The 13,723-nt window shown below is 66.7% G+C and carries 13 protein-coding genes and 2 tRNA genes; 8 read left to right on the top strand and 7 right to left on the bottom strand.

Annotated elements, in window-relative coordinates:
- Positions 1-24: 24 nt before the first annotated feature.
- On the bottom strand, positions 25-1,209 hold the full coding sequence (locus JOF42_RS10865; protein ID WP_210097868.1) for a ferrochelatase: 1,185 nt from the start codon (positions 1,207-1,209) through the stop codon (positions 25-27).
- A gap of 124 nt (positions 1,210-1,333) precedes the next feature.
- On the opposite strand from JOF42_RS10865, the gene pepN reads away from it, so the two are divergent.
- The 4 genes from pepN (at position 1,334) to JOF42_RS10845 (ending at position 7,135) form a co-directional block, all read left to right on the top strand.
- Complete coding sequence (gene pepN / locus JOF42_RS10860; RefSeq protein WP_210097867.1) at positions 1,334-3,886, top strand: aminopeptidase N; 2,553 nt, start codon at positions 1,334-1,336, stop codon at positions 3,884-3,886.
- A gap of 74 nt (positions 3,887-3,960) precedes the next feature.
- On the top strand, positions 3,961-5,034 hold the full coding sequence (locus JOF42_RS10855; RefSeq protein ID WP_210097866.1) for a mechanosensitive ion channel family protein: 1,074 nt from the start codon (positions 3,961-3,963) through the stop codon (positions 5,032-5,034).
- Complete coding sequence (locus tag JOF42_RS10850; protein ID WP_210097865.1) at positions 5,031-5,480, top strand: globin; 450 nt, start codon at positions 5,031-5,033, stop codon at positions 5,478-5,480. The genes JOF42_RS10855 and JOF42_RS10850 overlap by 4 nt, the downstream gene beginning before the upstream one ends.
- Positions 5,477-7,135: an FAD-binding dehydrogenase gene (locus tag JOF42_RS10845; RefSeq protein WP_210097864.1), complete on the top strand. Its 1,659-nt coding sequence runs from the start codon at positions 5,477-5,479 to the stop codon at positions 7,133-7,135. The genes JOF42_RS10850 and JOF42_RS10845 overlap by 4 nt, the downstream gene beginning before the upstream one ends.
- Before the next feature lie 28 nt (positions 7,136-7,163).
- On the opposite strand, the gene JOF42_RS10840 is transcribed toward JOF42_RS10845, so the two are convergent.
- Positions 7,164-7,829, bottom strand: coding sequence for a DUF8185 domain-containing protein (locus JOF42_RS10840; RefSeq protein ID WP_210097863.1), 666 nt, complete (start codon positions 7,827-7,829; stop codon positions 7,164-7,166).
- A 51-nt stretch (positions 7,830-7,880) separates the two neighbouring features.
- On the opposite strand from JOF42_RS10840, the gene JOF42_RS10835 reads away from it, so the two are divergent.
- Positions 7,881-8,768: an acyl-CoA thioesterase gene (locus JOF42_RS10835; RefSeq protein WP_210097862.1), complete on the top strand. Its 888-nt coding sequence runs from the start codon at positions 7,881-7,883 to the stop codon at positions 8,766-8,768.
- A gap of 113 nt (positions 8,769-8,881) precedes the next feature.
- Here JOF42_RS10835 and JOF42_RS10830 read toward each other — a convergent pair whose 3' ends face one another.
- The 4 genes from JOF42_RS10830 to ssb all read right to left on the bottom strand — a co-directional run bounded on the left by JOF42_RS10830 (position 8,882) and on the right by ssb (position 12,301).
- Positions 8,882-9,370 carry an acyl-CoA thioesterase gene (locus JOF42_RS10830; RefSeq protein WP_210097861.1) on the bottom strand — a complete coding sequence of 163 codons (489 nt, stop codon included), beginning with the start codon at positions 9,368-9,370 and terminating at the stop codon, positions 8,882-8,884.
- A 7-nt stretch (positions 9,371-9,377) separates the two neighbouring features.
- A complete protein-coding gene (ettA, locus tag JOF42_RS10825) occupies positions 9,378-11,057 on the bottom strand; it encodes an energy-dependent translational throttle protein EttA (protein WP_210097860.1) in 1,680 nt (559 codons plus the stop codon).
- Between the two features lie 121 nt (positions 11,058-11,178).
- Positions 11,179-11,676 carry a DUF6993 domain-containing protein gene (locus tag JOF42_RS10820; protein ID WP_307803586.1) on the bottom strand — a complete coding sequence of 166 codons (498 nt, stop codon included), beginning with the start codon at positions 11,674-11,676 and terminating at the stop codon, positions 11,179-11,181.
- Positions 11,677-11,767: 91 nt separating this feature from the next.
- On the bottom strand, positions 11,768-12,301 hold the full coding sequence (gene ssb, locus JOF42_RS10815; RefSeq protein ID WP_210097859.1) for a single-stranded DNA-binding protein: 534 nt from the start codon (positions 12,299-12,301) through the stop codon (positions 11,768-11,770).
- Positions 12,302-12,509: 208 nt separating this feature from the next.
- On the opposite strand from ssb, the gene JOF42_RS10810 reads away from it, so the two are divergent.
- The gene (locus JOF42_RS10810) at positions 12,510-12,779 is read left to right on the top strand and encodes a hypothetical protein (protein WP_210097858.1); all 270 of its coding nucleotides are present in this window, start codon (positions 12,510-12,512) and stop codon (positions 12,777-12,779) included.
- 21 nt (positions 12,780-12,800) lie between these two features.
- Here the strand turns inward: JOF42_RS10810 and JOF42_RS10805 are convergent.
- Positions 12,801-12,873, bottom strand: a tRNA-Arg gene (locus JOF42_RS10805).
- A gap of 58 nt (positions 12,874-12,931) precedes the next feature.
- Between JOF42_RS10805 and orn the strand changes: the two genes are divergently transcribed.
- Positions 12,932-13,558 (top strand): oligoribonuclease, encoded by a 627-nt coding sequence (gene orn, locus JOF42_RS10800; protein ID WP_210097857.1) that lies wholly within the window; start codon positions 12,932-12,934, stop codon positions 13,556-13,558.
- A gap of 36 nt (positions 13,559-13,594) precedes the next feature.
- Positions 13,595-13,670, top strand: a tRNA-His gene (locus JOF42_RS10795).
- Positions 13,671-13,723: the final 53 nt, after the last annotated feature.

Here is a 13,723-nt window from a genome sequence, read left to right as displayed (position 1 = left end):
GAAGCGCAGAGGGTCAGCCGGTGATCATGGGGCGACGCCGGCGGCGGCCGGCTTGAAACCCGCACGGACGTTCTCGCAGCATCCGGGACGGCACACGTCGAACGCACCGGGCAGCGCGGTGACGTGCGGTCGCTCCGCGTTCGGCCGTCCTTCGAGACGCTCGACGATCAGATCGACGATTCCGGTGACGAATGACGGCGCCACACCGGGCGTCGGCGTGCGCGTGAAGGCGAGCCCCGCCTCCTCTGCGGCTTCCGCCGCCTCGGTGTCGAGGTCCCACAGGACCTCCATGTGGTCGCTCATGAAGCCGACGGGAACCACCGCGACCGCCTTTCGGCCGCGCGCGGGGAGCTCGCCGATCACGTCGCACACGTCGGGCTCGAGCCACGGCTGCGACGCAGGACCCGAGCGGGACTGGTACACAAGTTCCCACGAGACGTCAGCGGCGGCGGGGATGCTCTCGCGAACCCGGTCCATGACCCACGCGGCGACGGCGAGATGCTGCGCCGCATAGGCGCCGCCTTCGCCCCATTCGATGTCCCGGGCGCCCGAGCGCTCGGCATCCGCGGTCGGGATGCTGTGGGTCGAGAAGAGGATCTGGATGTCCTCGGCGGCGATGCCCTGCGCGAGGAACGTCTCGACCGCCTCGCGCACGCCCGTCTCGAACGACTCCACGAAGCCGGGGTGGTCGTAGAACGGACGGATCTTGTCGATCGTGACCGTGTCGCCGAGACCTGTCTCCTCGAGCACGCGGGCGAAGTCCTCGCGATACTGACGGCAGCTCGAGAACGAGCTGTAGGCGCTGGTCGCGAAGGCGAGCAGAGTGGTGCGGCCGTCGGCCGCCGCCTCGGTCACCACCTCCTCGAGGTACGGGCTCCAGTTGCGGTTGCCCCAGTACACCGGCAGGTCGATGTCGCGGCGCGCGAGTTCCGCCTCGAGTGCGTCCTTGAGGATGCGATTCTGACCGTTGATCGGGCTGACGCCGCCGAAATGACGGTAGTGGTGCGCGACCTCTTCGAGACGCTCGTCAGGGATCCCGCGCCCCCGGGTGACGTTACGGAGGAAGGGGATGACGTCATCCTGTCCTTCCGGTCCCCCGAACCCGGCGAGGAGGATGCCGTCGTAGGCCACCGGGGTGGTCACATACGGCGCGCCGGAGGCAGCGGCATCGGAGGCAAAGCGGACGGTGTTCGGCTCGATCGCGGTCACCCCTCCATTCTTTCATCTCCTGAGAGCGAGAGCGTCCGTCCCGCTGGCGTAGGCTGTCATGGTTGCCGTGGGCGCCAACTGCGCTGGGTTGCGGCAGCATCCCCTCACCCCTGGGAGTACAGCTGTGCCTGGAGAGAACCTCACCCGCATCGAAGCGCAGGAGCGCCGCGACGTCGTCGACACCCAGTCGTACGAGGTCTCGCTCGACCTGACGAAGGGTGCCGAGGTCTTCGGCTCCCGCAGCGTCGTGCGCTTCACCGCGACGCCGGAGAGCTTCACCTTCATCGACCTGATCGCCCGCGAGGTCCGTGAGATCTCGCTGAACGGCGAACAGCTCGACCCCGACGACGTCTTCGCCGACTCACGCATCGCTCTCTCCGGCCTCCAGGTCGAGAACGTCCTCGTCGTCGACGCCGACTGCGAGTACACGAACACCGGCGAGGGGCTGCATCGGTTCGTCGACCCGGTCGACGGCGAGGTCTACCTCTACTCGCAGTTCGAGGTGCCGGATTCGCGCCGGGTGTTCGCCGTCTTCGAGCAGCCCGATCTGAAGGCCACCTTCCAGTTCACGGTGACCGCACCGGCCTCCTGGAAGGTCGTCTCCAACTCCCCCACGCCCGAGCCGATCGTGCATGACGACGACACGGTCGCCACGTGGGGCTTCGAGCCCACTCCTCGCATCTCCTCGTACATCACGGCCCTCGTCGCGGGTCCCTACGAATCCACGTTCTCCGAGCTGACCAGCGCGTCGGGTCGTGTGATCCCGCTCGGCGTCTACGGCCGCAAGAGCCTGTGGCAGCACCTCGATGCCGACTACATCTTCGACAAGACCCGTGAGGGCTTCGCCTACTTCGAGTCGAAGTTCGGCGTGCCGTACCCCTTCGCGAAGTACGACCAGCTCTTCGTCCCCGAGTTCAACGCGGGTGCCATGGAGAACGCGGGAGCGGTGACGTTCACCGAGACCTACGTCTTCCGCAGCAAGGTGACCGACGCCGTCAAGGAGCGTCGCGTCGTCACGATCCTGCACGAGCTCGCGCACATGTGGTTCGGCGACCTCGTCACGATGAAGTGGTGGAACGACCTCTGGCTCAACGAGTCGTTCGCCGAGTGGGCGTCGACGATCGCGACGGCCGAGGCCACTGAGTGGACAGAGGCGTGGACCACGTTCAACGCGATGGAGAAGACCTGGGCGTATCGCCAGGACCAGCTGCCCTCCACGCACCCGATCGTCGCCACGATCAACGACCTCGAAGACGTGCAGGTCAATTTCGACGGCATCACGTATGCCAAGGGCGGCTCGGTCCTCAAGCAGCTCGCCGCCTGGGTGGGCATCGAGGAGTTCTTCGCCGGCGTCTCGCAGTACTTCCAGAAGCACTCCTGGGGCAACACCGAGCTGAGCGACCTCCTCGTCGAGCTCGAGGCCACCAGTGGTCGCGACCTCAGCACCTGGTCGAAGAAGTGGCTCGAGACCGCCGGTGTGAACACGCTGGAGCCGGTCATCGCCGAAGACTCCGACGGCACGATCTCGCGTTTCGCCGTCACCCAGACCGCACCCGCCGACTACCCGACGATCCGCCCCCACCGTCTCGGAATCGGGTTCTACACGCTCACGGACGGTGCGCTGGTGCGCACCCACTACGCCGAGGTCGATGTCGACGGCGACCGCACCGAGGTGCCGGAGCTGCACGGCCACAAGCGCCCCGATCTCGTGCTCCTCAACGACAATGACCTCGCATACGCGAAGATCCGCCTCGACGAGCGTTCCCTCGCCACCGCGATCGCGCACCTCGCCGACATCAGCGACCCACTGGCCCGCGCGCTCGTCTGGGGCGCCGCCTGGGATCAGACGCGTGACGCCGAGACCGCCGCGTCCGACTACATCGACCTCGTCCTGGGCAACATCGGTCGAGAGACCGAATCCACCACCGTCCGCACCACGCTCGCGCAGCTGCGCACGGCGGCGACCCTCTACGTCACGCCGGCAGATCGCCGCGCGGCACGTCAGAAGGTGGCCGACGGACTCTGGAACCTCGCGGAGTCGGCGGAATCAGGCAGCGACAGTCAGCTCCAGTTCGTCACGGCATTCGCCGGGGCACTGGTGACGCCCGAGCACGCCGGCATCATCGGTCGTCTGCGTTCTGGCGAGGAGACGCTTCCCGGACTCGAGATCGACGCCGACCTGAGCTGGCAGCTGCTCGTCGGCCTCGCCACGATCGGTGCCACGGACGCGGCGTCGATCGACGCCGCACTGGCTTCGGACAACACGTCGAAGGGTGGCGAGTTCGCCGCTCAGGCCCGCGCCGCTCTACCCGACTCTGCGTCGAAGAAGGCCGCCTGGGCATCGCTGATCGAACGCGACGATGCCCCGAACACGATCGTGCGCTCCGCAGCGCTCGGCTTCGTGCACCCGGCCGGCGCCGATGCACTCCGTGAGTTCGTCCCGGCGTACTTCGACATGCTGATCCCGATCTGGGAGGCGCGCACCTACCAGATCGCGCAGTACCTCGTCGTCGGCCTGTTCCCGACCGCGATCGCCGATGTCGAACTGCGCAACGCGACCCGCGCGTGGCTCTCCGCGCACCAGGACGCCGCTCCCGCGCTGCGTCGCCTCGTACTCGAGAACCTCGCCGACGTCGAGCGCGCGCTCGCGGCACAGTCCCGCGACGCGGAGGACTGAGACCCGGTTCCACGATCAGGCCTCTGTGCGGTGCATCCAGCCCGCACAGAGGCCTGATCGCTACTCTGGAGGTGATGATGCAGCCATTCGAAGCCACTCCCGAGCCCGTCGCGACCGAGGTCCCCAAAGTGTGGTCCGACATCCTCAGTGTGCTCGGCGTCGTCGGAGGAAAAGCGCTGCAGGTCGCGCTGATCATCGTCGCCTGCGTGGTCATCGCCCTGGTGCTGCGTGTGGTCATCAGGCGTGTCGTGCACCGGATCGTCGACAGCGCGAAGAACAAGGCCGCGGTCGACGACACGCAGGCCCTCGAGCGCTCCCCGCTCGCGGACATGCGACTCGTGCAGCGCACGCGCACTCTCGGGACGATCCTGCAGAACATCGTCAACGTGATGCTCGTCGTGATCGCGCTGGTCCTGGTCGTGAACGCCCTGGACAACAGCCTGCTCGGCTCCCTCACCCTCCTCACGGCAGCGGTCGGTGCCGGTCTCGGTTTCGGTGCGCAGAACATCGTCAAGGACGTCCTGAACGGCATCTTCCTCGTCGCCGAGGACCAGATCGGCATCGGCGATGTGGTCGACCTCGGCCTCGCGACGGGAGTCGTCGAGTACGTCAGCGTGCGGATCACTCAGGTCCGCGATGTGAACGGAACGCTCTGGTATGTGCGCAACGGCGAGGTGCTGCGCATCGGCAACATGTCTCAGGGCTGGGCGCGCGCGATCATCGACCTCGGCGTGCCGGTCGATTCCGACCTCGACAAGGTCGAGAAGATCATGCTCGAGACCGCTCAGGGGCTCGCCAAGGATCCGAAGTGGCGCACCCGCATCATCGAGAAGCCCGAGCTCTGGGGCCTGGAATCAGTGGGCGGCGATGCCCTCGTCGTGCGCCTGGTGATCAAGGCCCGCGCGAATGCGAAAGACGACGTCGCGCAGGAACTGCGCAAGCGTCTGCGTGCTGCCATGCTCGAGAACGAGATCTCCTTCCCGAGCATGACCACCGTCATCCCCACCGGTCTCGACGGGGCTCGTCGCGTGCGTGGCGCCAATCCGCCCAAGACGCGCCCGAACGCGGTCACGGGTGTGCCCGTCATTCCCGACCGCGGAATCTGGCGACGCAAGAAGACGACCGATGACGGGAGCCCCCAGAAGTGACGTTCTACGACGAGGTCGGCGGTCGCGAGACGTTCGCGAAGATCGTCTCGGTGTTCTACCGCGAGGTCGCTCTCGATCCGGTGCTCAAGCCCATGTATCCCGAAGACGATCTGGGTCCCGCCGAACAGCGGCTGCTGATGTTCCTCGAGCAGTACTGGGGCGGTCCGACCACCTACGGCGAGACACGAGGTCACCCTCGGCTGCGGATGCGGCACATGCCGTTCCACGTCGACCCCGATGCCCGCGACAGGTGGCTTCGACACATGCGGACCGCGGTGGACGAGGCACAGTTGTCGCCGCTCCACGAATCCACGCTGTGGGACTATCTCGAGCGCGCCGCATATGCCATGGTGAACACATTCGAGCCGTCCGGCATCGGCACGTCCGCCGCCGGGCGCCCCACGCTCGAGACGCGATCACGTCAGGAATCAACGGAGAACACATGACGCACACGCCCCTGTCTGCAGACGTCCTGATCATCGGATGGGGGCTCGCCGGTCTTGTCGCGGCGAGTGAGGCGCTGGATGCCGGACGCCGCGTGATCCTGATCGATCAGGAGCCACGCACGAACCTCGGCGGACAGGCATGGTGGTCGTTCGGTGGGCTGTTCTTCATCGACTCCCCCGAGCAGCGACGCATGGGCATCCGCGACTCGCTCGCTCTCGCCACTCAGGACTGGTTCGGGACGGCAGCTTTCGATCGCCCGGAAGACGACTGGCCCAGGCGCTGGGCCGAGGCCTATCTGCAGTTCGCCGCGGGCGAGAAGCGTGCATGGCTGCGTGAGCGCGGAGTGAGCTTCTTCCCCGTGGTCGGATGGGCCGAGCGCGGCGGATACGGGGCACTGGGGCCCGGCAACTCCGTGCCCCGCTTCCACATCACCTGGGGCACCGGCCCCGGTGTCGTCGCGCCGTTCGCCGCCGCCGTCGAGCAGGGCGAGAGAGAGGGACGAATCACGATCCTCCCCCGCCACAGGGTGACGGAGCTCATCACGACGGACGGAGCCGTGACCGGGGCTCGCGGGAGCATCCTGGAATCCAGCCCGGCGGCTCGAGGCGTCGAATCCTCCCGCGCGGTGATCGGCGACTTCGAGATCAGCGCCGGCGCGACGATCGTGTCGTCCGGAGGTATCGGCGGCAACCACGACCTCGTGCGTGCGGCCTGGCCGGCGAGCCTCGGGGTGCCGCCCACCCAGATGCTCACGGGTGTGCCCGCGTACGTCGACGGATCGATGCACGCCGTGTCGGAGGCCACCGGAGCGCGCCTGATCAACGGTGACCGGATGTGGCACTACGTCGAGGGGATCAAGAACTGGGATCCGGTGTGGCCGTCGCACGGCATCCGGATCCTGCCGGGGCCGTCCTCCCTCTGGCTGGATGCGACGGGCAAGCGACTGCCTGTTCCTCTGTTCCCCGGGTTCGACACCCTGGGAACTCTCGCGCATCTGCGCACGACGGGATACGACCACTCGTGGTTCGTCACGTCGCGCCAGATCATCGAGAAGGAGTTCGCGCTCTCGGGCAGTGAGCAGAACCCGGACCTGACCGGCAAGGACGTGGGCCTGCTGCTCAAGTCGCGGCTGGCCAAGGGGCCCACCGGGCCCGTCCAGGCCTTTCTCGACGAGGGCGAGGACTTCATCGTCGAGAACGATCTCGAATCTCTGCTGGAGCAGATGCACCGTCACCCGGGCGGCGATGCTCTCGACATCGATCACGTCCGCCGCGAGATCGTCGCACGCGACAGGGAGATGGACAACGAGTTCACCAAGGATGCGCAGATCGGCATGCTCCGCTCCATGCGCGGATACCGGGGCGACAAGCTGATCCGCACCGCCGCGCCGCACCGTCTGCAGGACCCCGCAGCAGGCCCTCTCGTCGCGGTGAAGCTGCACGTGCTCACGAGGAAGTCGCTCGGCGGCATCAACACCGATCTCGACGGACGCGCTCTCGGCGCCGACGGCGAGCCGATCCCCGGGCTGTTCGCCGCGGGTGAGGCGAGCGGCTTCGGTGGAGGCGGTGTGCACGGGTACCGCGCTCTCGAGGGCACCTTCCTCGGCGGCTGCCTGTTCTCCGGGAGGCAGGCGGGGCGCGCCGCAGCGCGATGACGCCGCGGCGTCGCGGTATGACGCCGAGCTAGTCGGTCGCGCCGGTGCCCCGCACGGCCGTGAGGCCGCTGGCGACGGGCCCGCGGGCGAGCACATGACCGCGGCGGAAGGCGAGGCGCGTCCATCGCCCCGAGGTCATGACGGACACGTCCTCTTCACCGGAGATGAAACCGAATGCATCCGCTGCGAAGGCCACTCCCCTCGGCAGACCACCGAGGTCCTCATCGGGCTCGCCCCAGATCGCCGCGCGCAGCGCACGAACGGCTTCTTCGCCGGATCCCGGTGTCGCGCCTCGAGCGACGGCGCTGATCCCCCACTGCGCGCGCTGGGCGATGACGGATGCCGCAAGGCTCGACGTCGCCTGCCACTGGCCCCGCGGCGGTGCGACCCCTGCCCACGCGGGAGAGAGACCGGTTTCGGGGAGCGTGAGCACGCGATCGTCATCCGTGGCGCTGAGAGATGCGACGACCACATCGCACTCGAGCTCCGGGTCGACCCGCACGATGCGCATCGCGAGCACCGTCGGGGTCTGATCGAACAGGCCGTGGGGCGCGAGAGCAGCGCCCGTGAGTGCGAGAACTCCGTCCGCCGCCTGGAGTCGCACGCCTTCGTCGGAGATGCGCGTCGCTCGTCCGAGGAACGTCAGGACGTCTTTGGACGTGTCGGAATCGGCGAGAAGGAGCTGGTGCGGCACACCCTCTAAACTAGCAACGCCAGCGGCATCCGCAGTCGCGGAAAGGAAGTCATGACCGCCGACGCACACGCGATCCGCACCGTCGAACAGCTCCTCGAAGTGCTGGACCTCGACTCCACGCAGGCACGCACGACCGAGGACATCTTCACCGGCTCGTCGCACGCGATGCCGTCAGGCCGTATCTACGGGGGCCAGGTTCTCGCTCAGAGCCTTCTCGCCGCCGAGAGGACCCTTCCCGAGGACCGCGCGGTCCACTCGATGCACGGGTACTTCCTTCGCCCGGGCGACGCCGACCAGGGCATCACGATCGCCGTCGACCGCATCCACGACGGCCGCTCATTCTCCACGCGTCGCTCGCAGGCCTACCAGAACGGCGTTCCGATCTTCTCGATGATCGCGTCGTTCCAGGACGAGGGTCCCGGAGTCGAGCATGCCGTCTCGATGCCCGACGGTGTGCCTTCGCCGGACTCGCTGCTGCCCGACGAGCAGCGTGTCGAGGGACTGCCGCCGGGAACCGCGCGCATGCTGAGCGACCGAGCAGCCGACGTGCGCCACATCGATTCGCCCCTGTTCCTGCCGAGTGATGACGCCCGCGTGCCCCATCAGGGTGTGTGGATGCGGCTGCGCGCTCCCCTGCCGGACGATCAGCGCATCCATCGCGCGGCTCTCGCGTACCTGAGCGACATGACCATCCAGGAGTCGATCCTCCGCGCGCATGGCGTGTACTGGGCGCTGCCCGGCCTCAAGGTCGCGAGTCTCGACCACGCGATGTGGTGGCATCGCCCGGCTCGGGTCGATGACTGGCTGCTGTACATGCAGGAGTCACCGAATGCCCGGGGCGGGCGCGGCCTGGCGCAGGGGCGGATCTACACGCAGGCCGGCGAGCTCGTGGCCTCGGTCGCGCAGGAGATCATGGTCAGGGTCCCGTCAGAGGACTGACGTCGCGCGCTCCATTCGGGCCGAGCACACGAGCCATACGTGTCCACCGATTCAGGTCGTGCACCCGGTCGCCTCAGACCGCCGGTTCGCGGCCGGTCAACGCGCCGGCCTGGTCAGCGGTGCGAGTACTCGATGGAGGCGCCGGTGAACGGCTGCCACGCATCGCGCATCTCCTGCGTGAGGCGGGTCGGGCGTCCTGTCGCGGCGTCGACGAGGACGATGACGGCCGTGGAACGGGCATAGATCGTCCGAGGTTCCGCCTCCGGGGAGTTGTGCACCTCGTAACAGACCTCGACGCTCGAGCCGCCCAGCTTGCCGAACCACATCTGCACCTCGAGAGGACGACGCTGGTAGGGCACGGGGGCGAGGTACTCGATCTCCTGGCGCGCGATCAGCGTCAGGATCCCCTCGTCGAGCCCGGAATCGAGCACGGCGGTGGACGGTGCCTGCTCACCGGGGCCCGCACGCCAGAACGCGCGTACGCGCGCCTCCTCGAGCAGCTTGAGCATCGAGGTGTTGTTGACGTGATTGAACGCATCCAGATCGCCCCAGCGGAGGTGGATCGGGATGTGCAGGCGGGGCCCCGGTGTCAGGTCGGACATCGTGGTCTCAGTCGCGGGTGAGCTTGCGGTGCGTAGAACGGTGCGGCTTCGCCGCGTCAGCACCGAGACGCTGGATCTTGTTCTCCTCGTACGCCTCGAAGTTACCCTCGAACCAGTACCACTGGTCGGGCTTCTCGTCGGTGCCCTCGTAGGCCAGGATGTGCGTCGCGATGCGGTCGAGGAACCACCGGTCGTGAGTGATGACCACGGCGCAGCCGGGGAACTCGAGAAGCGCATTCTCGAGCGAGCTCAGGGTCTCGACGTCGAGGTCGTTGGTCGGCTCGTCGAGGAGGAGCAGGTTGCCACCCTCCTTGAGCGTCAGAGCGAGGTTGAGACGGTTGCGCTCACCACCGGAGAGCACGCCTGCCTTCTTCTGCTGATCCGGACCCTTGAAACCGAACTTCGACACGTATGCCCGTGACGGGATCTCAGTCTTGCCGACGGTGATGAAGTCGAGGCCGTCGGAGACGACCTCCCACAGCGTCTTGTCGGGATCGATGTTCGAGCGCGACTGGTCGACGTAGCTGATCTTGACGGTCTCGCCGATCTTCAGGTCACCGCCGTCGAGCGGCTCGAGGCCGACGATCGTCTTGAAGAGGGTCGTCTTTCCGACACCGTTCGGGCCGATCACACCGACGATGCCGTTCGGCGGCAGGCTGAAGCTGAGGCCGTCGATGAGCGAGCGTCCGTCGAAGCCCTTCTGAAGCTTCTTGGCATCGATCACGATGCTTCCGAGACGAGGACCCGCAGGAATCTGGATCTCCTCGAAGTCCAGCTTCCTGGTCCGCTCCGCCTCCGTGGCCATCTCCTCATAGCGAGCGAGACGCGCCTTCGACTTGGTCTGGCGGCCCTTCGCGCTGGAGCGGACCCACTCGAGCTCCTCCTTGAGGCGCTTGGCGAGCTTGGCGTCCTTCTTCCCCTGGATCTCGAGGCGCTCGCCCTTCTTCTCCAGGTAGGTGGAGTAGTTGCCCTCGTAGCCGATCAGGCGACCACGGTCGACCTCTGCGATCCACTCGGCGACGTGGTCGAGGAAGTACCGGTCGTGGGTGATGGCGATGACAGCGCCCTTGTAGGCCTGCAGGTGCTGCTCGAGCCAGAGCACGCTCTCGGCGTCGAGGTGGTTGGTCGGCTCGTCGAGGAGCAGCAGATCGGGCTTCTGGAGGAGCAGCTTCGCCAGTGCGACGCGACGCTTCTCTCCACCGGAGAGCGGCGCGATCGCAGCGTCTCCCGGTGGCGTGCGCAGTGCGTCCATCGCCTGCTCGAGCTGCGAGTCGAGGTCCCAGCCGTCTGCCGCGTCGATCTCCTCCTGAAGTGTTCCCATCTCGGCGAGAAGCGAATCGAAGTCCGCATCCGGATCGGCCATCAGCATCGAGATCTCGTTGAAACGATCGACCTTCGCCTTGATCGCGATGCCGTCCTGGACGTTCTCCAGCACGGTCTTGGTCTCATCGAGCTCCGGCTCCTGCATGAGGATTCCGACGGAGAACCCCGGGGAGAGCTTCGCCTCACCGTTCGACGGCGTGTCCATGCCGGCCATGATCTTGAGGATCGTCGACTTGCCGGCACCGTTCGGGCCCACCATGCCGATCTTGGCACCGGGGAGGAACGCCATCGTGACGTCGTCGAGGATGAGCTTCTCGCCCACTGCCTTGCGCGCACGAACCATCGAGTAGATGTACTCAGCCACCGAAAAACGCTCCTTCTGTTGGCGTCGAAGATCGACACTCCAGCCTACCGGCCTCTCAGCGGGTCACCGTCGGATCACACTCAGGGTCGGTGAACGTCATGCTCCGACGCCGGAGCGATGATCACCAGTCGATGGCGCGAGTGGCACCGATCAGACAGCGCCCCTCCGCGAGCTGCGGCATCACCGCCGTCACGGGCGCACCCGTCGACGGGCCCACCTGCCCGACCAGGCACTCGGAGTCTCCCCAGCGCACCGAGAACTGGATGCTCTCGGCCGGATTGCCGACGGTCGACACATCCTGTGTGACCTGCATCGCTTCGCGATCGAACCCCGCGGCGATGAGCGCGTCGATGTAGGCGCGGCCCGAGACCTTCTGATCGGAGGCCCACACCTGCGCGGTCACCGCCGCGAACAACGGCAGGTTGTCATCGGCAGTCCCATCCGCCACGTACACCGGCGTCGTCGGAGTCGCCGACGGAGTCGGAGAAACACCAGCTTCCGTCGGTGCGGGCGTCGGGGACGGTGTCGGTCCGCACGAGGTCAGCACGGCTGTGAGCACGACCGCGATACCGGCCATGATTGCCGCACGCGATGCGGAGGAGTCCGGTCGTCGAAGCACGACCCGAGTCTACGGGCGGACTCCCCCGCTCGCGCGAACGCCGATATCGAACCGGCGCCGAGTTCTGAGACCGCGATCTCGGCCCGCCGCCTCAGAAAGTGAGCCTCGCGGAAGGCGACGACTGATCGACGAGCTCGCGGTCTGGACCGGGGACGGCGTCTCTGTCCGCCCACGACGTGTCGACATCCGCCGGCTCCCTGCGAGACGACGCGGGCGGAGCATCGTCGCCGTCCTCGACTCGGCCCCTCTCCTTCTGATCCGGGGTCGACCGCGCGCTGCGACGGTACGCGGTGGTGCCCCAGCGCAGGTCATGACCGATCACATCCGCGTCGATGTCGACGCTCGTACCCTGCTTGCCGTTGTTCTCCCACGCCCTGATCTTCATCCTGCCGGTGACGATCACGCTGTCCCCCGAGCGGAGCGACACCTTCGCGTGCTCCGCGAGCTGGCGGAATGCGGCGACGGAGTACCAGTTCGTCGCCACATCGATCCAGGTCTGGGTCGCGTCATCGAATCGGCGATGCGTGCTCGCCAAGCGGAAGTTCGTGACGGGAATGCCACTGGCGGTCCGCCCCAGCGTCGGATCGGTGGCGACGTTGCCGACGATTGTCACGGTGTCATGCATGATCTTCTCCTCAAAGACCCGGGTCGCTCGCCCGGATGCCTCCAGAGTGCGCGCTCACTCCCTACGCTCCGGGTGCAGAACACGCGATCGGCGCACAACGAACGAACGATCCGGGCCGTGCAGGACGAGTGACAGTCATGCCGTGGCGCATGCGGAAGAGCAATGTCGGTGGTCGGTCATATGTTCGAACGACGAAAGGAGAGATCGAATGTCCGACGCCCTGATCACATCCCCGCCCGAGGTTCCGTACGCGACACCTCGGCTGTCGAGCCCGCGAGAGCACCTGGTTCGAGCCGCAGCTCACCTGTGGCGTGTACAGGACGCGAGAGGCCGGGTGCTCGGACACCTCCGGCTCGTCCACCACCCGCTCGGAGTGCGGTATCGGGCCGAGCGTCTGCACCTCGCCACCGCGACTTTTCGCCTCGTCGGAGACTTCTGGAAGGCAGATGACGCCGTGGCTGCCCTGCGCAACGGCTGAACAGACACCCGGCAGAGGATGTGCCCCCGGCAGGATTCGAACCTGCGACCAAGAGATTAGAAGGCTCCTGCTCTATCCCCTGAGCTACGGAGGCGCACAGATATACCGTACCGCCCCGGCTCTGATGTCGGTGCCGTCGATAGGATGGCCGAATGGTATCTGCGTCAGAGAACGACCGTCTCGTCTGGATCGATTGCGAGATGACCGGCCTCGATCTCTCAGTCGATGAGCTCGTCGAGATCGCCGTCGTCATCACCGACTTCGAGTTGCGCCCCGTCGATCCGGGCTTCCAGGTCGTCATCCGCGCGAGTGATGCGGCGCTCGAGAACATGAACGACTTCGTCACGAAGATGCACGAGACGTCGGGGCTCATCACCGAGATCCCCGACGGCATCTCGCTCGCCGACGCCCAAGAGCAGACCCTCGCCTACATCAAGCGCTTCGCGCCGCTCGAGCGCAAGGCACCGCTGGCCGGCAACACGATCGGCACCGATCGGATGTTCCTGGCCAAGTACATGCCTCAGGTCGATCAATGGCTGCACTACCGCAACGTCGATGTGTCGAGCATCAAAGAGCTGTCGCGACGCTGGTATCCGCGCGTCTTCTTCCAGGCGCCCGCCAAGGACGGCGGCCACAGGGCGCTGGCCGACATCCTCGAGTCGATCCGAGAGCTTCGCTACTACCGCGAAGCGGTGTTCGTCGACGAGCCGGGGCCGTCGAGCGACGATGCCCGAGACATCGCGACGCGCACCGTGTCAGAGTTCACTCCAAACATGTAATAGACTCGTCTGGTTGCCAACTCCGGTTGGCACATGGTGGGTATAGCTCAGCTGGTAGAGCGCTGGCTTGTGGTGCCGGATGTCGCGGGTTCGAGTCCCGTTACTCACCCCATCAAGAAGAGGTCCGAGTCTGTTGACTCGGGCCTCTTCTGTATTCGCGATCCC

It is taken from the genome of Microbacterium phyllosphaerae, assembly GCF_017876435.1.
Taxonomy (GTDB): domain Bacteria; phylum Actinomycetota; class Actinomycetes; order Actinomycetales; family Microbacteriaceae; genus Microbacterium; species Microbacterium phyllosphaerae.
Note: the sequence above shows the minus strand (reverse complement) of the source record. Positions and strands in the feature narration are given on the sequence as shown.